We start from the raw sequence: 25,073 nt of genomic DNA on the forward strand, positions 1-25,073 counted from the left end.
GAACACCAGGACTTCACTCATTTAAGGGCAAAGCGGCTCTCAAAAAGTTGACAAAACGAGAGCACGCTAAGCGAATAAGCTCCACAGGCTATTGCAGCAAGCTTAGCTATAAGATCCTGAGATCACCCTTTGGTTTTCGCTCAGATTAGCACCCTGCCCTACAGCCTTGAGAAACCAATTGCCGAAACGCCGCCTTAAGCTTAACAGCGCCGTCCTCGGTAATTTTCAGGAGAGTAAACAACAAAAAAGCCTCCGCGGATCTCCGGGAGACTTGAAATCCTCTAAGAGGAATGGTGGGCGATGAGAGACTCGAACTCCCGACATCTTCGGTGTAAACGAAGCGCTCTACCAACTGAGCTAATCGCCCCCGCAGGGTGGTACGCCGTGTGGCGTGGGGAGCTATTTAGCCGCCCTCCCTACCCTTGGCAAGGCCTGAGATTGAAAAAAACGACATTACCAGCAAAAAACTTGGAGCTGCCATCCATCCTGTGAATTACCTGATTAAACAAAGGCTTGTCGTCACAGTAAAAAACCGACAACCCATCAGAAATGAGCGCATAAAAAAAGTCCCTGCCGCTCCAATGAACAACAGGGACTTTTAAACCCAAAACGAACAAGCCCAATTAGGCGTTGACCGCGTCCTTCAGGCCTTTACCAGCTTTAAATTTCGGCGTCTTGGAAGCCGGAATCTGAATGGTTTCGCCTGTGCGTGGATTACGGCCTTCAGTTGCCGCACGAGCGGAAACGGAAAAGTTGCCAAATCCGATGATCCGAACTTCATCGCCGCTCTTCAGGGTTTCAGTGATTGCTTCGAAAGATGCTTCTACTGCTTCGCCTGCCTGTGCTTTGGTCAAGCCAGTTTTTTCCGCAACGGCCCCGATCAGATCATTCTTGTTCATGACAGTCCCTTTCTAAAATAACGTGGGGAATGCTTTAGATTCGCGCTGCACTCCTGAATCGGACATTCGTGCGAAATTGCGTTCAAATCAAGCCGCGAACCGCAGAAAACGGCCATTTTCTGTGTAGTATCAACCAAAAAAAGCCCCGGAACTTGTCCGAGGCTTTTGTATCCACAAGCAGACGCTCTGGTTCAGTGTGCGACGACCCCTGAACCCTTGTCATCTTTGACCAGTGCTTCAGAGCTGGACTTTTCTTCCTCTTCGCTCCATTCGATGGCTTCAGGCATACGAACAAGAGCATGTTCAAGCACTTCGTCCATGCGAGCGACTGGAATAATTTCCAATTCATTCTTCACATTGTCAGGAATATCAGCCAGATCCTTCGCGTTATCCGCTGGGATCAGAACCTTCTTGATGCCACCACGAAGAGCAGCCAGAAGCTTCTCTTTCAGACCACCGATTGGCAGCACGCGGCCACGCAGTGTGATCTCACCTGTCATCGCCACATCACGACGAACCGGAATACCGGTCATCACGGAGATAACAGTTGTCGCCATGGCGATACCAGCAGATGGACCATCCTTTGGAGTAGCTCCTTCTGGAACGTGAACATGCAGTTCGCGCTTTTCGAAGAGCGGAGGCTCAATGCCGAAGTCTTCTGAACGGGAACGAACGTAAGAGGCAGCAGCCGAGATGGACTCTTTCATCACATCACGCAGGTTGCCGGTTACGGTCATCTTGCCCTTACCTGGCATCATGACACCTTCAATGGTCAGCAACTCGCCGCCCACCTCAGTCCATGCCAGACCGGTGACAACACCAACCTGATCTTCGTCTTCAACCTGACCGAAGCGGAAGCGAGGCACACCGAGGTATTCCTCAATCAGCTCTTCATCCACTTTGATGGTCTTCTTGTCGTTGACCAGAATGTCCTTCACAGCCTTACGGGCCAGAGTGCTCATCTCACGCTCAAGGTTACGCACACCAGCTTCACGGGTGTAAAGACGGATGGTCTTCTGCAAAGCGCCATCAGACACTTCGAACTCACCATCCTTCAGACCGTGGTTCTTCACAGCCTTTGGCAACAGGTGACGACGGCAGATCTCGATCTTCTCATCTTCAGTGTAACCAGCAATACGGATGACCTCCATACGGTCCATCAGTGGACCCGGAATGTTCAGCGTATTGGCTGTGGTCACAAACATGACGTCGGATAGGTCGTATTCCACTTCGAGGTAGTGATCCATGAAGCTACCGTTCTGCTCAGGGTCAAGAACCTCAAGCAGAGCAGAAGACGGATCGCCACGGAAATCCATACCCATCTTGTCGATCTCATCGAGCAGGAACAGCGGGTTGGACTTCTTCGCTTTCTTCATTGACTGAATGACCTTACCCGGCATAGAGCCGATGTAAGTGCGGCGGTGACCGCGAATTTCAGCCTCATCACGCACGCCGCCAAGAGACATGCGCACAAACTCACGTCCGGTTGCTTTCGCGATAGATTTACCAAGAGACGTTTTACCTACGCCTGGAGGGCCAACAAGACACAGGATAGGACCGCGCAGCTTATTCGCGCGCTTCTGCACTGCAAGGTACTCCACAATGCGTTCCTTGACCTTCTCAAGGCCAAAGTGGTCGGTATCCAGAACCTTCTCAGCAAGCGTCAGATCATGCTTGACCTTGGACTTCCTGCTCCACGGAATGCCGATCAGCCAGTCAAGGTAGTTGCGAACCACAGTCGCTTCCGCAGACATCGGGCTCATCTGCTTGAGCTTCTTCAGCTCAGCATTCGCCTTCTCGCGAGCTTCCTTGGACAGCTTCGTCTTCGCAACGCGCTCTTCCAGCTCAGCAAGTTCATCACGACCATCTTCACCATCGCCGAGTTCTTTCTGAATGGCCTTCATCTGCTCATTCAGATAGTACTCGCGCTGGGTTTTCTCCATCTGGCGCTTCACGCGGGAGCGGATGCGCTTTTCCACTTGCAGAACGGAGATCTCGCTCTCCATCATGCCCAGCACCTTCTCAAGGCGCTCGGTAACAGCCACAGTGCCAAGCAGTTCCTGCTTGTCCTGGATCTTCACAGCAAGGTGGGATGCAATGGTATCAGCAAGCTTCGAGAAGTCGTCAATCTGATTAACGGCGCCGAGAACCTCAGGAGACACCTTTTTGTTCAGCTTCACGTAATTCTCGAACTCGGAAATCACTGAACGGCCAAGAGCCTCGATCTCAACTTCGTCACCGCCAGCTTCATCAAGAATAACGGCTTCCGCTTCATAAAGGTCTTCGCGATCAGTGAACTTGCCGATTTCAGCACGAGCCCCACCTTCAACCAAAACCTTTACGGTGTTATCTGGCAGCTTCAGCAGCTGCAAAACTGTTGCAAGGGTACCGACTTTGTAAATCTGATCGGTATCCGGATCGTCATCCGCCTCGTTCATCTGGGTCGCAAGCAAAATCTGCTTATCAGACTCCATCACCTCTTCCAGAGCACGGATCGATTTCTCGCGCCCTACAAACAGCGGCACGATCATATGAGGGAATACGACGATGTTGCGCAGTGGGAGAACAGGAAAAACAGAGTTTTCTGTCTCTTCTTCCGGGCGCATTTCATTGTCAGCCATCTCTATTCCTTTCAAATTGCAGCTTTCCAACGAAAGCTACGAAAAAGCGCAACATAAAAATCGACTAAGGCCCTTAGGGCATTCGTAGAATTTCGAGGGCCGAATTCACTCGCCCCAAAACGGGCACAAACAAATTCGCCAAGCTGCGAACTAGACCTATTAGGTGGAGACACCGCCTCCAAGTGTCAAGCACTCCGCTTCCAAGTCTTTCAGCGATCTGTTGATATTATAAGCTTTTTTCCTGTTATCAGGAGCGTATAACACCGTTTGGTCGCCCTCACACTTAAGCTGGAACACCATCCTTCCCGGTCTTGGTTCGCGTTTACGCAGAACACTCATACGCATCATCATGCTAGACACATGAGACAAAAAATGGGCGGCACTTTTTTCAAGAAGTTACCGCCCAAATTAAACTCAATACCCGTGAGCGAAGCCTACTGGCTCATCAGTCCCCATCGCCTTACGCGCTGGTTGCTGAATTTTCCGCACGATCCTCGTAAATGTACAAAGGACGCGCATCGCCGTCGACCACCTCACCGGAAATTACAACTTCCTTCACACCCTTAAGGCCAGGAAGCTCGTACATGGTTTCCAGCAGAATTGCTTCCAGAATAGAACGCAGTCCGCGAGCACCGGTCTTACGTTCAATCGCACGTCGGGCAACTGCCTTCAGAGCGTCTTCATGGAAGGTCAGCTCTACGTTTTCCATTTCGAACAAACGCTGGTACTGCGCAACAAGCGCATTCTTAGGTTCACTCAAGATGGACACCAAAGCGTCTTCATCCAGATCTTCAAGAGTTGCAATAACCGGCAAACGGCCAACAAACTCAGGAATAAGACCAAACTTCAGCAGATCTTCTGGCTCAAGCTCAGAGAACAACTCACCGGTCTTGCGATCTTCAGGTGCAAGCACAGAAGCAGCAAAGCCGATAGAGGTTTTGCGACCACGGTCAGAAATGATCTTGTCCAGACCAGCAAATGCACCACCGCAGATAAACAGAATGTTTGTTGTATCCACCTGCAGGAATTCCTGCTGCGGATGCTTACGACCACCTTGCGGCGGAACAGAGGCAACAGTCCCTTCCATGATCTTCAGCAGTGCCTGCTGAACACCTTCACCAGAAACGTCACGGGTGATGGATGGGTTTTCTGCCTTACGGGTAATTTTGTCCACCTCATCGATGTAGACAATACCGCGCTGCGCACGCTCAACATTGTAGTCTGCGGACTGAAGCAGCTTCAGAATAATATTTTCAACGTCTTCACCAACGTAACCCGCTTCAGTCAGCGTGGTTGCGTCAGCCATCGTAAACGGAACATCCAGAATTCGGGCGAGCGTTTGTGCCAGATGGGTTTTACCACATCCGGTAGGACCAACCAGAAGGATGTTGGACTTAGCAAGTTCAACATCGTTGTTCTTGGAAGCATGATTCAGGCGCTTGTAGTGGTTATGAACCGCTACAGACAGAACCTTTTTGGCTCGGCCCTGACCAATCACGTAATCATCAAGAACACCACGAATTTCCTGAGGTGTCGGAATCCCATCACGAGACTTCACAAGCGAAGATTTGTTTTCTTCGCGAATAATGTCCATGCAGAGTTCGACGCACTCATCGCAGATGAATACGGTCGGACCCGCAATCAGCTTACGGACCTCATGCTGGCTTTTTCCGCAAAACGAGCAGTAAAGCGTATTCTTGCTGTCGCTGCCGCTGGCTTTGCTCATGAGATATAACCCCGCATCGTTTCAAGGGACACAGCCCCTGTTAGAATTCTTAGTTCGACAGCGATACTTTCGCCGCGACGTTCTACTGACTTATCGCGTTTTGTGTTCCGCTTCCAGAGGGAAGCTTTGGAAATCACTAATAGCCATTCTCTTATGCGATATTTGGCTCGCAATAATCAACATTCCTTTAAGCCTCGCACGCAAAGTTCATTCCCTGTTAAAAAAACTTGCGCGCGAGTTACTTTATAAAACCGGCTTTAAGCTGGTTCGATAACGTTCAAGCTCTCGCGATTTTCGATAACGTTATCAATCAGACCGAACTCTTTCGCCGCATCTGCACTCATAAAGTTATCACGTTCAAGCGCTTCTTCAACAGCGTCAAGAGTCTGACCTGTATGAGAAACATAGATCTCATTGAGGCGACGCTTCAGCTTCAGAATTTCCTGTGCATGCAGCATAATGTCTGCCGCCTGCCCGCGGAAACCGCCGGAAGGCTGGTGAACCATGACGCGGCTGTTTGGCAAAGAAAAGCGCATACCCTTTTCACCAGCAGCCAAAAGCAGGGAACCCATGCTTGCAGCCTGACCGATACAAAGAGTTGAAATCTTCGGACGGATAAACTGCATAGTGTCATAAATAGCAAGACCACTGGTCACAACACCACCCGGGGAATTGATATAAAGTGCAATTTCTTTGTTCGGGTTTTCCGCTTCCAGATAAAGCAACTGGGAACACACCAGTGTAGCCACAGTATCTTCCACAGGACCGGTCAGGAAGATAATACGTTCCTTCAACAACCTTGAGAAGATATCATAGGCCCGCTCACCCCGGTTGGTTTGCTCTACAACCATTGGCACCAGGCTGTTCGTGAAATACTCAACAGGATCGGTCATGCGTCATCCATTTTAAATATGCAGAAAGCTTCGTGAAGCTCGGTAACTTATCCGGCATTCCGGTAAGCCTGCAAGAAACTTATGTCGAAAAAAGCGCCACGCCCACCCACGGGATGTCGCCCTTGTCTTAAAGGCACTTGCCAAAAGGTAAAGCCACAAGGTTTATGGAGTGTTTCCATAAGACCCGATAGTCTTATCCCAATTATAAGGGAGCTTAAAGACCACATTGGGCCTATGCACTTAAGACGGCTTCAGATATTTCGGCTTTCCACCTCAAAATTCAAGATGTCAAAAAAGAAAAAGGGGGCACAAGGCCCCCTTTCCGAAATTCTTGGGTAATCCCAACAATTATGCTTCGTCTTCGTCCTGAGCCATCAGCTCTTCTTTAGACACAACTTTGTCGGAAACTTTCGCGAGTTCCAGAATGTAGTCCACAACCTTCTCTTCGTAGATTGGGGCACGCAAGGAAGCGAGAGCCTGTTCGTTGTTCTTGTAGAATTCGAACACCTGCTGTTCCTGACCTGGGAACTGACGAACGCGGTCGAACAGAGCCTTCTGAACTTCTTCGTCGGTAACCTGAACTTTGTTCTGCTCACCAACTTCAGAAAGAACCAGACCAAGGCGTACACGACGCTCAGAGATCTTGCGGTATTCAGCTTTAGCTTCGTCTTCGGTTGTTTCTTCGTCTTCGAAGGTTTTACCGGACTGCTGCATGTCAGCTTCAACCTGCTTCCAGACACCGTCAAATTCTGTTTCCAGAAGTTTCTCAGGCAGCTCGAAGGAGTACTCTTCGTCCAGCTTGTCCAGCAGAGCGCGCTTTACTTTCTGACGGGTAGCTGCACCGAACTGGCTTTCAATCTGGCCACGAACGATTTCTTTCAGCTTCTCAAGGGATTCAAGACCCAGCTTGGTTGCCATTTCATCATCAATGGAAACTTCGCCAGCAGCTTCAATGCCTTTAACGTCGATGTCGAAGGTAACTGCGCGACCAGCAAGGTTTGCGGCGCCGTATTCTTCAGGGAAGGTCACGTCGATGACTTTTTTGTCACCGATTTTCATGCCAACGATCTGCTCTTCAAAGCCAGGAATGAACTGACCAGAACCCAGAACCAGCTGACCGTTCTCATCTTCACCACCTTCAAATGGCTCGCCGTCAAGCTTGCCGAGGTAATGCATGGTAACGCGGTCACCGTCTTCAGCAGCAGCACCTTCTTCGCGCGCTTCAAATGGACGGTTGCTTTCTGCGATCTGCTTAACCTGCTCGTCAACTTCGTCTTCGGAAATTTCAACGATTGGGCGTTCAAGTTCAATCGCAGAGAAATCTACGATGTCGAACTGTGGCAGAACTTCATAGGAGATGGTGTAAGCGAGATCTGCTTCACCAGCCAAAACTTTCTCAGCATCATCGTCAGAAAGATCGATTTCTGGCTGAAGAGCTGGCTTTTCTTTGCGCTCTTCAATGGTCTTAGCAGTGGTTTCGTTGATCAGGTTACCGATCAGCTCACCCATTGCCTGACGGCCATGAACTTTCTTGAGATGAGAAACTGGAACTTTACCCGGACGGAAGCCGTTAATGTTTACCTTTGACTTCATGTCATTAAGATATTCATCGAGGCGGGTCGCCAGATCCGTCGCCGGGATAACGACTTTGAGTTCGCGCTTTAGGCCCTCGGCCAGGGTTTCTGATACCTGCATGGTCTTTGCTTCGTCCTTGATTTAGGACGCGTACCGACAAACCAATATGGTTTGTCCCAGCACGGTAAACATAACACCAATTTCGAAGGGGGGAAAACGCTTCGGGAGAAAATCCCTCAGCTCTTATCCGCCTGACGAAAAGGTGAGCATAAACCGAACCTCGACAACGCCCTCAACTTTTCCGTTTCCGATAAGCTACGGTCGTTTATTTATGCACCGTATCACCGGGGATATGGTGCGGCTGGAGGGACTCGAACCCCCACGGTCTCCCGCTAGAACCTAAATCTAGTGCGTCTACCAATTTCGCCACAGCCGCGTTGGAGGGGTAGCTAAATGGGAACCTAAGAGAAGTCAACCACCTAATACGCTGTTTATGCCCAGTTCTCGGTTTTCCACGCCATTTCTACCTATGAAACTGTGCATTACGACAATCCGGGGCTTATTTCTCACGGAGGAGATCGCATCACATCCTTTTTCTTTTCTGGCTCGTGCATTGCCAGCCAGCAAGCCACTCCGCTCACTCACAAAGTGGCGTCAGAACCCGCTGCATAAAAGCCGCGCCTTTTTCGGTCAGATACAACTCCCGGCGGCGACCATCCGTTTTATCCGCCTCAACACGGGCATAGTTATGTCCGCCACGCACATCCTTGTGCCCTTCGCACCAGTAATAGATGTTGCGGGTCGCAGTTCCTGATTGGTAACCAATCTTCTTTTGAAGGCCATGAGGATGGATCGTCACCCCCTCCTCCTGATGAACGGCAATTTCAAGCAATGTCAAAACCGTCGAGACCTGCATTTTAGCATCATGGTCTTTAAACGGTGCCAGCGCCTCGATGATCTGGCGGAGTGCTGCAGAGTGCTGTGTCGTCTTGCTCATAAGAATATCCGTAATATCGTCCCGAAGGCGAAGACGATCACACGTTTTACGCGCAACCCTCCCCCTTCTCTCGTCTGCCTATCGCATTGCTTGTCTCACTAAATGATACGCATGACGTTTCGTAGATCAATTATCACAAATATTGATGATTCCCACCAGATATCTCAGCAGCTAAACCCATCCCTTGGGCGGGGAAGCTTTAAAAATCACCCAAAAATTGAACCAGCTCGGTGAGCACATCCGGAATATGCGAAACCAGATCTTCCGCAATAAGCCCGGCTCCGGCAATTTCAGCGGCCCGGCCATGCACCCAAACACCTTTCGCAGCGGCCTCATAGCCACCAAGTCCTTGCGCCAGATATCCGGCAATCACACCCGCCAGCACATCACCAGACCCAGCTGTTGCAAGCCAGGGTGTGCCACTGGCATTGATGGACACATGCCCCTCAGGGTCTGCAATCACCGTATCCGCCCCCTTCAGCACAACCACAGCACCAGCCTGTTTCGCGGCCTTCTTGGTGCGCTCCACTTTGCAATCTGTGGACGTGGGATCATACAAATCAGGAAACAAACGCCGGAACTCACCCTCATGAGGTGTGAGCACAACACGCCCAGCGCAGTCAGAATCCGCAATGTAGGCAAACAAGTGCTCCGGCTTTTCCTCAAAGGACGAAAGCGCATCCGCATCCAAAACCACACCGCGCGCTCCGGAAAGACACTCAGCAACCCGCTCCTGCGTCTCGCGGCCAATACCGGCTGCCGGTCCGATCACCACGGAGTTGAGCCGCTCATCTTCCAAAATACGTTCAAAGTCGGCAATACGCTCAGCCGGGCGGATCATGATACTCGTCAGATGCGCTGCATGGACCAGAGCCGCCTGCTCCCGCGCCACCACAGTCACAAGCCCGCTGCCCGCCCGCTGTGCGCCCAGCGCAGCAAGACGGCTCGCACCAGTGGCAAACTTGGGACCACTCACAACAACAGTGTGCCCCCTGTTATATTTATGCCCTGCCACAGCTGGCTGATCGGGAAGATCTCCCCAAATCTTGTCGCAGTTGTAAAAAGCGGTTGGCCCAATCTTCTCTAAGACAGCATCCTCCAGCCCGATCTGCTCAATAACGATCTCACCGCAATGTCCCCGGCCCGGATAAAGGTAGTGCCCCGGCTTGGCACGAAAGAACGTCACTGTCATATCTGCATGCACTGCCTCACCCAGCACAGCGCCGCTGCGGCCACTCACACCGGAGGGCAGATCAACTGCGACACATTGCGCCGGACTGTCATTGATGTGCTGCACAAGCGCCAGAACTTCATCATCTAAAGGACGAGAGAGACCCGCACCAAACAAGGCATCAACAATAACGTCGTCCTCACCCAGCTCTTCCAGCGCGGCCCGCATGTTATCCATTGAGGTTAAATCAAGATCCATCTCATCATAGGCAAGCTCCGCATCGCCTTCGAGAGTCTCCGGGTCACACACCAGCCCGACAGAAACATTAAAGCCCTCATTGTCCGCTAGCTGCGCAACAACAAAGCCGTCTCCGCCGTTGTTTCCCGGGCCGCAAAACACAAGAACCCGCGAATAGGGATGCAGAATCTGGCGCATCACCTCAAACACAGCCTTGCCTGCATTATGCATCAACTCAATACCGGGAAAGCCACCCTCGATGGTCAGGCGATCTGCCTTCTTCATCTGCAATGGTGTCAATAACTCATGCATAAAGCTCTCCATTTCCCTATTCGTCAGGCTCTGAGAAATTTATTACCCATTATCCCTAAGAAATTGGTTCATCATTACCCAGCTGCCGCGACGTTTTTTCGATCACGAAAAATCACAAAACATAAGCTAGTGCTAAAAGGCACAGATTTAAGAGGCACTTCCTGAGTAAATGTTGATACCAGCGCACCACTTTGGGAAAACTACGAAAACATGCACGAGAGACGAGCCCACTACGACCAGCTAATGACTGCTTTCGCACGACGTCTGGGTATGGCCACCCAGCCTGATACTGGACTATTTCTTATTGAAGAAGCAAACGGAAGTCGTTGGTCGGTCGAACTCAATGAAAGCTCGGATCTCATTTATATAAGCACCAGCCTCCTTCTTGCAGAAGATAAAAACACACTGAAGGCGGCTTTGGAGCTCAATCAGGATGTGGACCTCCTCCGCGGAGCGTTCCTCGGACTGTCTCAATCTGGTGACTTGCAACTGAATGCTCAGGCCACACTCCGGTTCACAGATGACCTTGCACTGGAGAACACACTGGTCAACCTGATGCAAATTCGCGAGCAGGTATGCGCACGGCTTTCTGAAACGAAATCCACCCAAACCTCCAAAGCCGTAGAACCGGACTGGAGCACGACGTCTATTCGCCTGTAAAGGTCTCTCACCCATGCATTCCGTCAACTCTCCCAAGCATACTCCAGTTGATCAGAGCCAACTCCAGAACGACGTAAGTGCACAACAAAACTCTGCGCCAAAAAAATCAGAGAAGTTGGAAGCGCGCGGCGTGTCTGTTGAGACCCAAAAGGGCTCAACACCGCCAACAACAAGCAATACGAAGCCCCTCGACACCGCTTCAACTGAAACGCTCGCAAACCGGATAAAGCCACCGAGCCAAACCAGTTCAGAAAGTGTAACGCAGGAGGCGACCGCCCCTTTTGAAGCAGACCGCACCGCGCTTGAGCAAAACGCCAAGCGCCTTGGTGCTGGGGCCAATGGTGACGTTTATCTTGTCAATCAGGACGGCAAGTCCTTCGCGTTTAAAGTCGCAAGCACCGAAGCCGGTTGGCACGCCCTGCAGCAAGAAGCACAGGTCTACAGCAAACTTGCCCAGATCGGCCCTCACGATAATATCGTCAAAAGCATGGGCATCGTCGAAGTTCAGGGCGTACAGGGCCTCGCCCTTGAGCATGTAGAAGGCTACGAAGCAGGCAAGCTCTTCACCACTGCCGAAAAGCTTTACACAAACAACAAGCTCAGCCATTCCCAGTACTGGGGCACCGTGCAGTTCATTATGCGCGACGTTTTGAGCGGCGTGCACCATCTGGCACAGGCAGGCATCAGCCACAGCGACATAAAGGGTGGCAACCTCCTTTATGACAAGGAAAGTCAGGCGATTAAAATCGTCGACTTTGGCAGCGCTGCAAAAATCGGTATTGATCCTGTCACTATTGGCACTCCGGACCATTCAGCTCCGGAAGCTCTTTTGTCTCTTCCACACAAAGATGGAGACAAACCACGCGCCAATGAGAAGCAGGACACCTTCGCCGTTGGTCAGATGACCTACCGCGCAGGCGAACATGCCGAGAATTTATTTGGTGCACAAAATACTGGTGAGCCAGCCGCACTTGGCTTTGCAATGCATTCCAAACTTCGAGATATCGAGCGCCGCGGTGAGACCATTGAGTATCAGGCGCTCAATCAGGCCGATGACCCAGCCGTTGCAGGCACACCGGGCCATTTCGGCAAGGGCGGCGAAACTGCTTATGTTGAGTTCGTCAATATCTCAACCCTGCTGGACATCGATGTGCGTGGCACCGCAGAAGAGCTCCTGAAGACCAACTTCATCTCTGACCCTTTGTGTCAGCCAGACGAAGCCCGTCAGGTGATCTCAGGCCTCATGACCAAGATGGAAGAAGACCACAAGGCAGAACTCGCAGCTCTCATGCAACAAACCTGATCTGCTCCTTGCAATGATAACCATCAGAAAGCCGGCCTCGTGGTCGGCTTTTTTGCTGCACCCCTTCAGGGACATTTTAATCACATCTCTCCATTTCGATACACCTTAACAACATCGCCTCTGTTTACAGTGGAGTGAGCAAACGATCGCAAACAGCTCAAGACCTGTAACATGACAAAGTCGCCTCGCCCTCTTCAGAACCCGTCGAATGATCCATCAACTCAGGATGCCCAGATCAGCGCGTGGGCAGACAATGTCATCACCCTGCTGGGCCTGAGTGAAAGTTCGGCAGAGGACGGCCAGACAGAACCAGATTTCGACCATCCCCACATGGCCACCAGCAGCCGGTTCACCGTCAGCGACGTCGAAGAAATCAGCTTCTCAGAAGACGAGGAGAGCGATAACGAGCTGGAGCAACCACCACTCACCGCAGTCCCACCCGTCAACAGGTTCACAGTCAGTAGCGTCAGCGAACCAAGCTTCTCCGAGGATGAAGAGAGCGACACAGAGCCGGAACAACCACAGCCCGCCGCAAGCAGGTTTGAAGTCAGCAATGTGGACGAGGACAGCCCCTCAGAAGATGAGCTGGAGCAACCACCAACACCCACAGCCCCGCCTACCAACAGATTCACAGTCAGCAGCGTCAGCGAACCAAGCTTCTCCGAGGATGAAGAGAGCGACACAGAGCCGGAACAACCTCAGCCCGCCACAAGCCGGTTTGAAGTCAGCAATGTGGACGAGGACAGCCCCTCAGAAGATGAGTTGGAGCAATCACCAGCGCCCACAGCTTCCCCCACCAACAGGTTCACAGTCAGCAGCGTCGACGAGCCAAGCCTCTCCGAGGATGGAGAGCGCGCGGAAACACCAGCAGCAATGCCTCTCCCCTCCGACAATCTCAAACGCGCCAAACGACTGGGCGCAGGATCTTTTGGAGAAGTGAGTTTGTACACGGACGAAAAAAGCGGAAAATCCATCGCATTCAAGACCGCACGGTCACAAAAAGGCAAAGACGCCTTGCAAAAAGAAGCCCAGATCTATGGGAAGCTGATGGCCGCAGGCCCGCACAAGAACGTTGTACAGTGCTACGGAATACACGAGATCGACGGCGAAACCGGCCTTGCCATGGAATACGTGGAAGGCTGTGAAGCAGGTGACCTCTTCGAAGGAGCCGAAGAACTCCTCCAAGAGAACAAGCTCAGCCACTCTCAATATTGGGGCGCCTTACAGTTCATGGCGAATGAAGCGATTGACGGACTGAAGCATGTCAACGCGGCAGGCATCAGTCACAACGACATCAAGGGAGGCAACATCCTGTTCGACAAGAACAGCCAATCCCTCAAGATCGCTGATTTTGGTTTTGCAGGCACCATTGGAGAAGACCCACTGGACTTCGGTACCCCGGAATATTCCAGCCCGGAAGCCATCGCCGCTGCATTCAAAGACGCAGAGGATCGTGACCGCCTGGACGATAAACAGGACGGTTATGCCATTGGCCAGATGGTATATGGCGGAGGTGAAGGTGAAGCCAATCTTCTGGGCGCGCCGGATTGCGACAGCCCTTATGCATTCGCCCTCCATGTTGTGCGCAAACTGAGCAACTCAAAATCTCAAACCGGCGAAGAAAACAGCCCGGAGAAAGCCCTCACGCCAACAGATGATCCTGATCTGGCTGGAGAGCCTGGTTATTACAACGAGAGTTACGAGTCCGAGTACGCCCGCTTCGTCAACAATTCCATGCAGATCGATCCGAAGAAGAGAAGCAGCCTGGACGACATGCAGCAAAGCCAGTTTTTACAGGATCCGCTCCTGCAACCGGACGAAGCGAAAAAAGTCCTCGACTACATCATGCAGCAAACCAGCTCCAAATCTGCATAGGATAAAAGCTAGCTTCATACGATCAGAGCTGGGCAACACGCCTAGCGATTGGACTTTGGCGGCTTCTTCTTCACATTCCTGGCAGCCTCCCGCTCATCACTGGCAATCACCACATCCTGAGGCTGGGAAAGCTCAATCAGGTTGCCGTCAGGGTCGCGAATGTAGACAGACAGGATCGGCGAACTGGCACCTGTGCGGAACACAGGCCCCTCCACAATCGTCACGGCAGCAGCACTCAGCCGCGCAATGGCCGAATCCAGACTCTCAACCAGAAAGCAGAGATCTGCGGTCCCCGGCACCTGTTCCTGCGCGATCGGAGTATGATCCACATCGATGGGCTGAAGGTTGATCTTCTGCTGCCCAAAATGCAGGGCCCGCCGCCCGCCTCCGAATATGATCTCCTCCATACCCAGTACATCCTGATAAAAACGACTGGTACGTTCAACATCATGAACGGTAAGCACGACATGGTCGAGAGAAACCAACCTCATCACTCGCTCCTTCAAGCGCATGCCAAAAACTGACTGTCAGCTTCCATAGGAACGCGCAAAATCTGCAACAGCTTTTTCACGACCAACATAACCCTGCCTTGCACAAGGAACCAACTCCTAGTTTCAGGCGAGATGAACAAAAGGTACACTGCCTATTTTTTAACCATTATGCGCAGTGTTTGTGCACCAGATATATTTCAGATGCAGTTTCCCATTATTATTAAGGGAGCAAACTGCCCGCTTTCGCGGCTTTTTAAGAAAATTTCAAAACTGGCACGGTTTCTGCATTCATATTTCCGTAAGTTTTGAATCGCGAACTTTCTGCACACGCGCTGATCATTTTTAAGAGCATGCCAGATCAGCAGCGCACGCAGATACAAGACGAACTGAGAGTGTGAAGACCATGAAGAAAATTGAGGCGATCATTAAGCCGTTCAAACTGGATGAAGTGAAAGAAGCACTTCAGGAGGTTGGTCTTCAGGGGATCACCGTTACCGAAGCAAAAGGATTTGGCCGCCAGAAGGGTCATACAGAACTCTATCGTGGCGCCGAGTACGTGGTGGACTTTCTGCCAAAGGTTAAGGTGGAAATCGTACTCAACGATGATCTTGTAGAAAAAGCTGTAGAAGCCATTCGCGACGCCGCACAGACTGGCCGCATTGGTGATGGCAAAATTTTTGTCTCCAGCATCGAAGAAGCAATCCGTATTCGTACGGGAGAGACGGGCGAAGACGCTGTTTAACCCAGAGTTTCACTAGGAAATCACGAGGACTGAATGAGTTAGGGGCAACGATCCCACACGCTTGGTCTTCCAGTTTACAACACTGCGCCACTGGCGATTTTAATAAGAGGAATAGGAAGTTATGACAACCTCCGCTGATGTCTTGAAAGAAATCCAGGAAAAAGACGTAAAGTTCGTAGATCTTCGTTTTTCTGATCCGCGCGGCAAGCTGCAGCACGTCACCATGGATATCTCCCAGGTGAACGAAGACATGTTCGCAGAGGGCGTCGCATTTGACGGTTCTTCTATCGGTGGTTGGAAAGCAATCAACGAATCCGACATGATGCTGATGCCAGATCCGGAAACAGCTCATATCGACCCATTCTTCGCGCAGTCCACCATGTCCATCTTCTGTGACGTTCTCGACCCACGCACAGGCGAAGGTTACAACCGTGACCCACGCATGACAGCCAAGCGCGCTGAAGCCTATGTAAAAGCATGTGGCGCTGGCGACACCGTATTCGTTGGCCCGGAAGCTGAATTCTTCATCTTCGACGACGTTCGCTTTGCAGCAGACCCGTACAACACCGGCTTCAAGCTGGATTGTTCCGAACTGCCATCCAACATGGACAGCGAGTACGAGTCCGGTAACCTCGGTCACCGTCCACGCACAAAAGGCGGCTACTTCCCAGTACCACCAATTGACAGCGCGCAGGACATCCGCTCCGAAATGCTGACCGTCATGTCCGACATGGGCGTTAAGGTTGAAAAGCACCACCACGAAGTGGCAGCAGCTCAGCACGAACTCGGCATGCAGTTCCAGACCCTGACAACCTGTGCTGACCACATGCAGATCTACAAGTACGTGGTTCACCAAGTTGCACACGCTTATGGCAAGTCCGCGACCTTCATGCCTAAGCCAGTCTTCGGCGACAACGGCACCGGCATGCACTGCCACTTCTCCCTATGGGAAGACGGCAAGCCAACCTTTGCTGGCAGCCAGTATGCTGACCTTTCCGAGAATGCTCTGTACTTCATCGGCGGCATCCTGAAGCACGCGAAATCTCTGAACGCATTCACCAATGCGTCCACCAACTCCTACAAGCGTCTGGTACCGGGCTACGAGGCTCCAGTTCTTCTGGCATACTCTTCCCAGAACCGTTCTGCATCCTGCCGTATTCCATTCACATCTTCTCCAAAGGGCAAGCGTGTAGAAGTTCGCTTCCCGGATCCTTCTGCAAACCCATACCTGGCGTTTGCTGCACAGCTGATGGCTGGTCTTGATGGCATCAAGAACAAGATCCATCCTGGTGATGCAATGGATAAGAACCTGTACGATCTGCCAGCAGAAGAACTCTCCGAGATCCCAACTGTTGCAGCATCTCTGCGTGAAGCTCTGGAATGCCTCGATGCAGACCGTGAATACCTCAAAGCAGGCGGCGTATTCGATGACGACCAGATCGACGCATACATCGAACTGAAGATGGAAGAAGTCATGCGCACAGACATGACCCCTCACCCAGTTGAGTTCGACATGTACTACTCCGTCTAAGTTATGAAGGGACTGCTTTAACTCCAATGCACCTATGGCGTATCCATAAGACGAGCTTCGGCTCAAATCAGGATACGCCTTTCAAAAGCAGTCCTCTCATCTAGGCACAATAAAACCCCGGCTGGTCTCAGTCGGGGTTTTGTTGTTCCATCACCCGGATCTCATCTGGCGATACAAACCTGCATCAGCAAAGCAGAGAGCTTACCAGCCGCCCTCTCTCATCTCCGCAGAGATCTCAAGACGCACGCGATCACTGGTCAATGGCGCAAACTTACCAACACCAAAGTCACTGCGCAAAATCGCTCCCTTGCCCTCTACACCGATCCACTGCCCCTGATAGTAATCAAAGTAGCTTCCCAGCGGATGCGGGCCATTGTGTTTGAGCTGAAAGTCCAGTTCCACCGGATGCTTTTGGTCCCTGATGGTCAGATCCCCCACCAATGTCACAGCTGTTGCTCCGGTTTGTTTGACGGATGTGGAAACGAAGGTGATTTCAGGAAATTTCTCCGCGTCAAAGAAGTCAGAGCCTTTCAGATGCTCATCCAGCGGCTCAACACCCGTATCCACGCTTGCCGGATCAATGGTCACACTGACTTTCGTTTCTTCAATCTTTGCCGGATCAAACTCCACTTCCCCGCCAACAACCTTCCACTCACCAGATTGTTCTGTCAGTCCCGCATGATTGTAGTAAAACCGAACCTCGGTATGGGTCGGATCAAATTTGTAGCTCGCGGCCTGCGCTGACGCTGTGAATGCAAGCGATGCCGCAACAACGGCGAATTTCGTGAAATGCCTCATGCTTTTCCTGCCTCATATCCCTGTTTGTCACATAAAAACTGCAGTTTCCTGCAAATACACATTCATTAAACTATTGATTTTTATCATGTTAATATATATGCATGTATATACATCTAAATGAATGAAAACCATTTTCAAGAGCGGAATGCGCAAATAACGAGGATGTGATGTCTGTCAGCAAAGAATCAGTTTCTCTCTGGATCGCTCTCAACAGAGTGCAAAAGACCATCTACACCGATATCGAGAGCGCCTTCAAAGCAGAGCGTTTCCCCCCTCTCTCCTGGTATGACATCCTCTGGGAACTGGAGAACGCACCCGATGGCCTGAGGCAATTCGAGCTGGAGCAACGCGTCCTCTTCCAGCAGGCCAACCTCTCACGTGTTATCCAGTCGCTCACCAAGGCTCAGCTGGTCGAGAGCAAACCCGCCCTCAAGGACAAGCGCGGCAAGACCCTCTTCATCACCTCAAAGGGAAAAGATCTCCGCGCCCAGATGTGGCAAACCTATGAGCGCATGCTGGAAGAAAAACTTGATACAAAAATCAGCAAGGAAGGCGCGACCCAACTCGTAGCAGCCTTAAAGGCGCTAGTTTAGATTATTTCATCGACCAGTGGGTCGTGACAGTAAACAATGGCTTTACGCGCAACACAACGCCTCTACACAGCAACGCAAGAAAACACGAAAGAACGCAAACCAACGCACATTAGAGCGCAAAGGGGATATGTCATCACCACGTCACGAAACTGCGTTTAAGTGCAATGAGGTTATCAGTATCTGACCGTGCTGATTAGACCCGCATACTCTTCAAAGGCGATCCTCTCGGATCGCCTTCTTTTTTGCGCTTTCTTGGAAAAATGGAGCGTCTTCACTAAGGCAGCACTAACTATTTTCTCCCCCATCCCTTGAAAGAAAACCCAAGCGTTCCTAAGTTAGGTACAGGTCAACAAAAGGAGAGCCAATGACTCCACCGGACCTGCATGTTGTACGGTTTTTATGAAGGCAATTAGGTACTTATGAAGACCCTCTGCAAGATGCTACAATATAGCAAGACTACAGAACGGCCTGAGCGACCGAGCGTCATCAGACGGTAAGCACGGATCGAACCCGGACGTACACGGGCGGAAATCATATCAAACGCCCCAGCATATAGCCTTGAAACGGTAAATCGCGGCGATCCGACTATAAAAGCAAAACCCCGTTTAGACCTTCGAGAAGGACGCGGGGTTTTCTTTTGGCCATTGCAATGTAGTCCGCACCCTCTAAAATATACCAATTACATTCATATTTTAGAGAAAACAATGACTGCAGCAGCCGACACAATTGAACTTCTCCCCACACTTCCTTCCCTCAACATTCAGGAAACAAAAGCGTTTTACGCAGACAAGCTCGGCTTTACCAACGTCGTTTACGAACAGGACGACTTTCTGATTCTGCGTAGAGACACTTTAGAAATCCACTTCTGGCTCACCACAGAAAAGCACTTGTGCAACAACAGCAGCGTTTATTTCCGTGGAGGGCCCGTCGTCGACCTTCACGAAGAATATCGCAAACTCGGCCTTCCAGAGGACGGCAAGAGCGAACCCCGCTTCACGCAACTCACCAGACGCCCCTGGGATATGGAAGAGTTTTACATCCACGACCCTCACGGCAACCTGTTGAAATTCGGTCGCATTCCGCTCTGAGCCAAACAAGCAGGAAACATCCTTGCATTCTGGTGATGCCATCCAGCAAGCCCAAGTGCCAAATTCTCAGCGCAATCCCAAATCCGCAGCATAGCATTTGGGCTTTCCAGAAAAAACGAGTGAATCCCGCTGAAAACTCAGGTATAGACCTTTCAACTTGGAAATACTCAGTAATTTGAACAGGCTTGACCAATGAGCTCATATAAATCCGAATTTATGCGGACAATGGAAGAACGCGGCTTCCTGCACCAACTCTCTAACGCCGAAGGTCTGGACGAACTTTGTGCGAAAGAGACCGTAACCGCATATATTGGCTTTGACTGTACAGCCTCCAGCCTGCACGTTGGCTCCCTTGTACAAATTATGATGCTGCATTGGTTCCAGAAGACCGGCCACCGTCCGATTACCCTCATGGGCAGCGGTACAACACGCGTTGGCGACCCGACCGGTAAAGACGAGAGCCGCAAAGTTCTGACCGATGAAGACATCGAAGGCAACAAAAACGGCATCAAACAAGTCTTTGAAAAGTTTTTGCAATTCGGTGACGGCCCATCTGATGCAATGATGATGGACAACGCCGACTGGCTGCTCAAACTCAATTACATGGACTTCCTGCGTGATGTTGGCCGCTATTTCTCCGTCAACCAGATGATCCAGCGCGACAGTGTGCGACTGCGTCTGGAACGTGAGCAGCACCTGTCCTTCCTCGAGTTCAACTACATGCTTCTGCAGGGCTACGATTACCTCGAAATCCATCGCCGCACAGACTGCCGCCTGCAGATGGGTGGCTCTGATCAGTGGAGCAACATCCTCTCTGGCGTAGACCTTGGTCGCCGTCTTGCAGACAAAGAACTGTTCGCCCTCACCACCCCGCTGCTCACCACAGCATCCGGCGCAAAGATGGGCAAGACCGCAGCAGGCGCAGTATGGCTCAACGCAGACATGCTCAGCCCCTACCATTATTGGCAGTTCTGGCGCAACACCGAAGATGCTGACGTTGAGAAGTTCCTGAAACTCTTCACCATTTTGCCAATGGACGAGATCAAACGTCTGGCAGGAATGGAAGGCGCTGAGATCAACGAAGCCAAGAAGGTGCTGGCAACCGAAGCCACCGCCCTGCTCCATGGCCGTATCGAGGCTGACAATGCTGCTGAGACAGCTCGTAAGGCGTTTGAAGAAGGTGCCAATGCCGCTGGTCTGCCAACCATCGAGATTGCTGCTACAGAGCTGAAAGAAGGCCTCGGCATCCTCAACGCTTTCGTAACCGCTGGCCTGTGTTCTTCCAACGGAGAAGTCCGTCGCAACATCAAAGGCGGCGCTGTACGCATCAACGATAAGGCGGAGCAGGATCATAACCGCTCTATCACCGACGCTGATCTGACCGATGATGGCGTGATCAAGCTTTCCCTTGGCAAGAAAAAACATGTTCTTGTAAAGCCTGTCTAACAAGCTGACATCACAGTGATTTTAACAAGGCCGGGTCATGCACCCGGCTTTTTCTTTGCCTGCAAAACACTGCAAGTTTATGCAATTGCAGCCAGTCAACTGCACCTCGAACTAGCCCTGATAGCCTAAACTGCTGCCCTTGTATTCAGGAGCAGCCCCATGGCGATGCAGGATTGGAACGCACAGCAATACTTGAAGCACGCAGCCTATGTCGCAGGCTTTGGGCAAGACGCACTTGAGTTGCTCGCTGTGCAGCCCGGAGAAAGCATTTTGGACCTGGGATGCGGTGAAGGCACGCTGGCCCAGGAAATTCAAAATCGAGGTGCAATCGTAACCGGCGTCGACACAGCAGAAGACATGCTCCTGCAAGCGAATGAGAAAGGCATCAAGACCTGCCTCATACCTGCGGAAAACCTCAATTTTGACAAGGAGTTCAACGCAGTTTTCTCCAACGCAGCCCTTCATTGGATGCAGGATTACAAGGGCGTCATCCGCGGTGTTGTGAAAGCTCTTAAACCGGGAGGTCGGTTTATTGGTGAAATGGGATGCGATCGAAACTGCCGCATCATCCGGTCTGCAATGGAGAACGTGTTCGCCGAAAACCCTGCTTTCGGCCCCTACAAGAGCCCCTGGATTTTCCCACCACCCGAAACGTACATGCGCGCGTTGAAAGAAGCAGGTTTCTCAGTCACCTACCATACAGAAATCGAACGCAGGACACCGCTGGAAACAGGAATGAAGGGATGGTTGCAACTCTTTACCAGCAGCCTCACAGAGCAGCTGAGCGAGACCCATAAGAAGCGATTTTACAAAGAGACTATCAAGCATCTCAAACCGCTACTTTATTCGAGAAGCAGAGGATGGGAAGCAGACTACGTTTGCATGCGCTTTGCAGCCTACCTCCCTGTGGCCTCTACTTGAATTCAAAGATACGGCGGAACACACCTGGTGCGATTGCAGAGACTGGATTAACCTGGAACTTAGGCTTCTCAAAGGTGCCATCCAGCTTATAGGTCACTCCAAACAGCCCTTCATCAGAAGAACCTCCACCCAGGATGAGACCAATCACCGGCAGTTTCGCAAACAGGTTGTTCAAGGCATAGGCAGGAACAAACGTACCAGCCATATCCAGCTGACGGCTCTTCAGATTTGCATTCCCGCTAAAGGTCCCACCAATGATAGCACCGCTCAACGTTCCCTTGGAAACATTCAGAATGTCTCCTCTGCGCGAAAACTGCATGCGCATCTTTTGGAAAGACGCCTCACCAGAATTCACTGCAGCAGAATACACTTCACTGTTCCGCGTTCCGCGGATTTCCTTCGGCTCGATCCCTTTCAGCGCTTTAATCGCAGGATCTTCGGTGATGGAAAAATCATTTACAGTCAGCTGACCAGCCCAGTTGGTATCAGTCGGCATCTGGATATCCAAACGCCCGTTACCACCGCGCATACGAGGGAACAGATCCATAAATCGCAGGAATTCACCGGCATTGTTCAGCTTGCCTTTTGCAAAGCGATGCTTCCCCTCACCGCCAACAGTGAAATTGAACTGACCACGGCTTGAAGTTGCGCCCGAAACAGCAAGATTAGCAGCGCTTTGCCCACGAAAGAGCCCATCAATCCGCACGTTTTGAGCCTGTACACCTCTGAAACCGATCAGGCGCCTGAATGTCAGGTCAACCGCAATCACATCTCTTTTGCGCTTTGCCGAAGCAGCTGCATTATCGGCCCCAAACGAATCCAACAGGGCACGGCCATCAAAACGGTCCGCATTCATGACAACCTGATACCCACCACCACGGCGCGGACGAATGGTCATCTTGGCTTTGTCATTGGGGCGCAGATTGAACGCGGAGAAGTCAGCAAGCGCAAGCTTTCCATTGCCATCAATTTTTAGATTGCCACGAACTTCAACACCTTCAGAAAGGAATGAGAAGTTATGGAGCGTCCTGGCATTGCCATTTTTTGTCACACGGAACCTTGCGGTTGCACGTACACCAGACGCCTTGCTCCAGCCAACCTCACGAACGTTGATGGCAGCTTTTGAAAGGTCCAGTTCAAACACCTGCGCGCCGCCACTGTCTTCATAGCTGACTTTCACAGAGCCTTTGACATAGCCCTGAAGATCAACACCGTAGTCTGTCAGATCCTTGGCATTGGCAACAAACGTCACGCCCTGACGGTCTTCAGCTCCACTGCCATCGCGGCTGGTGCTCAAATCAATCTCAGACTGGAAGCCATTCAGCTTCCCCTTGCCGGAAATCTGGGTTTGCTTTGTATCCGCCTGAACGATCAGGTTTGCATTTTCGATGGTCTGGCCTGAGATTTTCGCTTTACTGCTGAAGTCCTTCAGATCCAGATTGGCGCGCCACTCAACATCCTTAACCTTGAGATTCTTGAGGAGCGGGAACGAGGCTTCAACACGGACTTCACCCATGCCAGAAAGGTCTGCTGGCACGACACTGAAACCCTCTAACGCATTTATAGGTTCAGCGTCAGCTAGCACACCCAAATCATCGGCACGCCCCGTCAGTAGCACAGACAGTTCAGCAGGCAGAGCCCCTGGTGTTGCGATATTCTTGATCGCAAACTGAACCTCTGGCACCTTAACGATGTTCCCGTCTTGCATACGGAAATGACCATTGCTGCCGGAGATCGAAAAATCTTCATTCTCGATCTTGCCGGTCCCGGTGAGATCCCGCACCACAGGCAGAGTTTTGAGTGCTTTGACTGAGCCATCAATCACATCAAAGGACGCCGTAAGGCCGTCTCCCTGCCACGCAGGCGTACTCCGGTCGCCATCAAAGGCTTCCGGCCCAAGCGCCAGATCTAAGGCAATGTTATCAACCCGGCCAGGGCCGAGGTGATCAATCAACCAGTTTCGGGTTTTTGGTGCTGTAACTGTCGGCCAAACCTGCAACACTTCGCCAAAGCTCAGGCTTGGGCTGTAAACGGATAGCGCAAGGGACGGTCCCGGTTTCCCGTAGTAGAACGATCCAGCAACATTAATGTCAGCATCAAGCCCGACAGCACGAGCTCGTTCAATAGAAATCAGGGAGTTCGTCGGATCAAACGTGCCAGATGCATAAGCATCAGGGAACAGCAGCGGCGGCGACTTTACATCAGCAGGCGCCAATACGATCTCTCGGGAACCAAGCGAATAGTTCCACTCAGCGCCTTCAGTTACAGGTGGCTGCACAACCCCACCAAACACAACGCGTGTGTTTTTACGGCGCAGATAAGATCGTCCGATGATAATATCGGGATTATCGCGCTGCAAATTGAGATCCAGGAATGCTTCGTCGACGGTAATAGAATTATCTGGAGCAGTGCGGATGAAGATTGGAGAGGTACGAACATTCATGTCCGCACCAACAAACTCACCAGTCGCCCAAAGTTCAGCATTCGCTTCAACAAACAGACGCGTATTCGCCAGCTTGTCATCACGAGCAAAACTGTGTGTTGGCAATAAATCTCGCAGCGAGGCATCACGCAGATTGACGGAAATGTTTCTCGCACCAGTTTCAGGTGTAACAGTGCGCTTCAGATCCCATGACCAGTCCCCTTCACGACCCACGATCTTAGCATTTACTGCAAAGGAAAGATCATCCAGCAGCACGGCATTTGCATCAATACCATCAGCGACAAACTCTTCACCCTGCGCGTTGATCACCAGTCGACCGTACTCAATAGCAACTTTCTCAAGGTGCCAGCGCTTGAGCTCCTCAACAGCAATCACACTAAACTTGTCGATCGCCACCACGCGGTTTTGCACCCGAGGCAAAGGTTCTGACCCACTCGCCAGTTTGATCGTTGCAGAAGGCCGTTCCAGCGCGACACTGGTGATTTCCAGATCACCGGTCAGCAGCCCTGACAGATTGATGCCGATTTCGGCTCGTGGGAGCAACACAGTCGCAGCAGTGCGACCTTTGACGCGAATAAGAGAATCTTCCAGGAGAATACGGCTGCCGTTTTCACCAAACAGATCAAACTGCGCACTACCAACGGTAACGTTTAGCGCTTTGCTCTCAAACTGTTTGATTGCCCAATCCACGAGATAGGGAACAGAAAACGGGCCACTCATCACCCGGTAACCGCCAAAACCAAACGCTATA

19 protein-coding genes and 2 tRNA genes are annotated in these 25,073 nt (G+C 51.4%); 9 read left to right on the plus strand and 12 right to left on the minus strand.

Annotated elements, in window-relative coordinates; all coding sequences use genetic code 11:
• Positions 1–291 precede the first annotated feature (291 nt).
• From PsAD46_RS19095 to PsAD46_RS19140, 9 genes are all read right to left on the minus strand, one after another.
• Positions 292–367: transfer RNA gene (locus PsAD46_RS19095), tRNA-Val, on the minus strand.
• Between the two features lie 256 nt (positions 368–623).
• Positions 624–899, minus strand: coding sequence for an HU family DNA-binding protein (locus PsAD46_RS19100; RefSeq protein WP_008546789.1), 276 nt, complete (start codon positions 897–899; stop codon positions 624–626).
• A gap of 191 nt (positions 900–1,090) precedes the next feature.
• The gene (lon, locus tag PsAD46_RS19105; protein ID WP_063307614.1) at positions 1,091–3,520 is read right to left on the minus strand and encodes an endopeptidase La; all 2,430 of its coding nucleotides are present in this window, start codon (positions 3,518–3,520) and stop codon (positions 1,091–1,093) included.
• Positions 3,521–3,980: 460 nt separating this feature from the next.
• On the minus strand, positions 3,981–5,246 hold the full coding sequence (gene clpX, locus PsAD46_RS19115) for an ATP-dependent Clp protease ATP-binding subunit ClpX (protein WP_057461785.1): 1,266 nt from the start codon (positions 5,244–5,246) through the stop codon (positions 3,981–3,983).
• 257 nt (positions 5,247–5,503) lie between these two features.
• Positions 5,504–6,139: an ATP-dependent Clp endopeptidase proteolytic subunit ClpP gene (gene clpP / locus PsAD46_RS19120; RefSeq protein ID WP_063289033.1), complete on the minus strand. Its 636-nt coding sequence runs from the start codon at positions 6,137–6,139 to the stop codon at positions 5,504–5,506.
• Between the two features lie 348 nt (positions 6,140–6,487).
• Positions 6,488–7,834 (minus strand): trigger factor, encoded by a 1,347-nt coding sequence (gene tig / locus PsAD46_RS19125; protein ID WP_063297429.1) that lies wholly within the window; start codon positions 7,832–7,834, stop codon positions 6,488–6,490.
• Between the two features lie 233 nt (positions 7,835–8,067).
• Positions 8,068–8,150: transfer RNA gene (locus PsAD46_RS19130), tRNA-Leu, on the minus strand.
• A gap of 201 nt (positions 8,151–8,351) precedes the next feature.
• Positions 8,352–8,711, minus strand: a complete 360-nt coding sequence (locus PsAD46_RS19135) for a hypothetical protein (protein ID WP_063289035.1) — start codon at positions 8,709–8,711, stop codon at positions 8,352–8,354.
• Positions 8,712–8,910: 199 nt separating this feature from the next.
• The gene (locus PsAD46_RS19140) at positions 8,911–10,431 is read right to left on the minus strand and encodes an NAD(P)H-hydrate dehydratase (RefSeq protein ID WP_244273228.1); all 1,521 of its coding nucleotides are present in this window, start codon (positions 10,429–10,431) and stop codon (positions 8,911–8,913) included.
• 210 nt (positions 10,432–10,641) lie between these two features.
• Here PsAD46_RS19140 and PsAD46_RS19145 point away from each other — a divergent pair, with 210 nt between their 5' ends.
• The 3 genes from PsAD46_RS19145 to PsAD46_RS19155 all read left to right on the plus strand — a co-directional run bounded on the left by PsAD46_RS19145 (position 10,642) and on the right by PsAD46_RS19155 (position 14,269).
• Positions 10,642–11,091 carry a type III secretion system chaperone gene (locus tag PsAD46_RS19145; protein WP_208981924.1) on the plus strand — a complete coding sequence of 150 codons (450 nt, stop codon included), beginning with the start codon at positions 10,642–10,644 and terminating at the stop codon, positions 11,089–11,091.
• A gap of 130 nt (positions 11,092–11,221) precedes the next feature.
• On the plus strand, positions 11,222–12,394 hold the full coding sequence (locus tag PsAD46_RS19150) for a protein kinase (protein ID WP_208981925.1): 1,173 nt from the start codon (positions 11,222–11,224) through the stop codon (positions 12,392–12,394).
• Positions 12,395–12,565: 171 nt separating this feature from the next.
• Positions 12,566–14,269, plus strand: a complete 1,704-nt coding sequence (locus tag PsAD46_RS19155) for a protein kinase (protein ID WP_063307618.1) — start codon at positions 12,566–12,568, stop codon at positions 14,267–14,269.
• A 41-nt stretch (positions 14,270–14,310) separates the two neighbouring features.
• On the opposite strand, the gene PsAD46_RS19160 is transcribed toward PsAD46_RS19155, so the two are convergent.
• A complete protein-coding gene (locus tag PsAD46_RS19160) occupies positions 14,311–14,760 on the minus strand; it encodes a VOC family protein (RefSeq protein ID WP_063292442.1) in 450 nt (149 codons plus the stop codon).
• Between the two features lie 403 nt (positions 14,761–15,163).
• Between PsAD46_RS19160 and PsAD46_RS19165 the strand changes: the two genes are divergently transcribed.
• Together PsAD46_RS19165 and glnA are read left to right on the plus strand one after the other, a co-directional pair.
• Positions 15,164–15,502 (plus strand): P-II family nitrogen regulator, encoded by a 339-nt coding sequence (locus PsAD46_RS19165; RefSeq protein ID WP_057461792.1) that lies wholly within the window; start codon positions 15,164–15,166, stop codon positions 15,500–15,502.
• A gap of 121 nt (positions 15,503–15,623) precedes the next feature.
• A complete protein-coding gene (gene glnA / locus PsAD46_RS19170) occupies positions 15,624–17,033 on the plus strand; it encodes a type I glutamate--ammonia ligase (RefSeq protein ID WP_057461793.1) in 1,410 nt (469 codons plus the stop codon).
• A gap of 201 nt (positions 17,034–17,234) precedes the next feature.
• On the opposite strand, the gene PsAD46_RS19175 is transcribed toward glnA, so the two are convergent.
• Positions 17,235–17,831 carry a YceI family protein gene (locus tag PsAD46_RS19175; protein WP_063289040.1) on the minus strand — a complete coding sequence of 199 codons (597 nt, stop codon included), beginning with the start codon at positions 17,829–17,831 and terminating at the stop codon, positions 17,235–17,237.
• A gap of 167 nt (positions 17,832–17,998) precedes the next feature.
• Here PsAD46_RS19175 and PsAD46_RS19180 point away from each other — a divergent pair, with 167 nt between their 5' ends.
• From PsAD46_RS19180 to PsAD46_RS19195, 4 genes are all read left to right on the plus strand, one after another.
• Positions 17,999–18,424: a MarR family winged helix-turn-helix transcriptional regulator gene (locus tag PsAD46_RS19180; RefSeq protein WP_063307619.1), complete on the plus strand. Its 426-nt coding sequence runs from the start codon at positions 17,999–18,001 to the stop codon at positions 18,422–18,424.
• 704 nt (positions 18,425–19,128) lie between these two features.
• Positions 19,129–19,512 (plus strand): VOC family protein, encoded by a 384-nt coding sequence (locus tag PsAD46_RS19185; RefSeq protein ID WP_063307620.1) that lies wholly within the window; start codon positions 19,129–19,131, stop codon positions 19,510–19,512.
• Between the two features lie 192 nt (positions 19,513–19,704).
• On the plus strand, positions 19,705–20,958 hold the full coding sequence (tyrS, locus tag PsAD46_RS19190; protein WP_063307621.1) for a tyrosine--tRNA ligase: 1,254 nt from the start codon (positions 19,705–19,707) through the stop codon (positions 20,956–20,958).
• Between the two features lie 159 nt (positions 20,959–21,117).
• Positions 21,118–21,879: a class I SAM-dependent methyltransferase gene (locus PsAD46_RS19195; protein WP_063305314.1), complete on the plus strand. Its 762-nt coding sequence runs from the start codon at positions 21,118–21,120 to the stop codon at positions 21,877–21,879.
• Here the strand turns inward: PsAD46_RS19195 and PsAD46_RS19200 are convergent.
• Positions 21,872–25,042 carry an AsmA-like C-terminal domain-containing protein gene (locus PsAD46_RS19200; RefSeq protein ID WP_063307622.1) on the minus strand — a complete coding sequence of 1,057 codons (3,171 nt, stop codon included), beginning with the start codon at positions 25,040–25,042 and terminating at the stop codon, positions 21,872–21,874. The genes PsAD46_RS19195 and PsAD46_RS19200 overlap by 8 nt on opposite strands.
• Positions 25,043–25,073 lie beyond the last annotated feature (31 nt).

Source organism: Pseudovibrio sp. Ad46 (assembly GCF_001623065.1).
GTDB lineage: Bacteria > Pseudomonadota > Alphaproteobacteria > Rhizobiales > Stappiaceae > Pseudovibrio.

Excerpts from the sequence above, each read along its gene's own strand:
- PsAD46_RS19195 (WP_063305314.1), top strand. The coding sequence starts at position 21,118 with ATGGCGATGCAGGATTGGAACGCACAGCAATACTTGAAGCACGCAGCC.
- PsAD46_RS19135 (WP_063289035.1), bottom strand. The coding sequence starts at position 8,711 with ATGAGCAAGACGACACAGCACTCTGCAGCACTCCGCCAGATCATCGAG.
- clpP (WP_063289033.1), bottom strand. The coding sequence starts at position 6,139 with ATGACCGATCCTGTTGAGTATTTCACGAACAGCCTGGTGCCAATGGTT.
- PsAD46_RS19175 (WP_063289040.1), bottom strand. The coding sequence starts at position 17,831 with ATGAGGCATTTCACGAAATTCGCCGTTGTTGCGGCATCGCTTGCATTC.
- PsAD46_RS19165 (WP_057461792.1), top strand. The coding sequence starts at position 15,164 with ATGAAGAAAATTGAGGCGATCATTAAGCCGTTCAAACTGGATGAAGTG.
- PsAD46_RS19200 (WP_063307622.1), bottom strand. The coding sequence starts at position 25,042 with ATGAGTGGCCCGTTTTCTGTTCCCTATCTCGTGGATTGGGCAATCAAA.
- PsAD46_RS19145 (WP_208981924.1), top strand. The coding sequence starts at position 10,642 with ATGCACGAGAGACGAGCCCACTACGACCAGCTAATGACTGCTTTCGCA.
- tyrS (WP_063307621.1), top strand. The coding sequence starts at position 19,705 with ATGAGCTCATATAAATCCGAATTTATGCGGACAATGGAAGAACGCGGC.
- PsAD46_RS19180 (WP_063307619.1), top strand. The coding sequence starts at position 17,999 with ATGTCTGTCAGCAAAGAATCAGTTTCTCTCTGGATCGCTCTCAACAGA.
- PsAD46_RS19155 (WP_063307618.1), top strand. The coding sequence starts at position 12,566 with ATGACAAAGTCGCCTCGCCCTCTTCAGAACCCGTCGAATGATCCATCA.
- PsAD46_RS19140 (WP_244273228.1), bottom strand. The coding sequence starts at position 10,431 with ATGCATGAGTTATTGACACCATTGCAGATGAAGAAGGCAGATCGCCTG.
- PsAD46_RS19185 (WP_063307620.1), top strand. The coding sequence starts at position 19,129 with ATGACTGCAGCAGCCGACACAATTGAACTTCTCCCCACACTTCCTTCC.
- glnA (WP_057461793.1), top strand. The coding sequence starts at position 15,624 with ATGACAACCTCCGCTGATGTCTTGAAAGAAATCCAGGAAAAAGACGTA.
- PsAD46_RS19100 (WP_008546789.1), bottom strand. The coding sequence starts at position 899 with ATGAACAAGAATGATCTGATCGGGGCCGTTGCGGAAAAAACTGGCTTG.
- lon (WP_063307614.1), bottom strand. The coding sequence starts at position 3,520 with ATGGCTGACAATGAAATGCGCCCGGAAGAAGAGACAGAAAACTCTGTT.
- PsAD46_RS19160 (WP_063292442.1), bottom strand. The coding sequence starts at position 14,760 with ATGAGGTTGGTTTCTCTCGACCATGTCGTGCTTACCGTTCATGATGTT.
- tig (WP_063297429.1), bottom strand. The coding sequence starts at position 7,834 with ATGCAGGTATCAGAAACCCTGGCCGAGGGCCTAAAGCGCGAACTCAAA.
- clpX (WP_057461785.1), bottom strand. The coding sequence starts at position 5,246 with ATGAGCAAAGCCAGCGGCAGCGACAGCAAGAATACGCTTTACTGCTCG.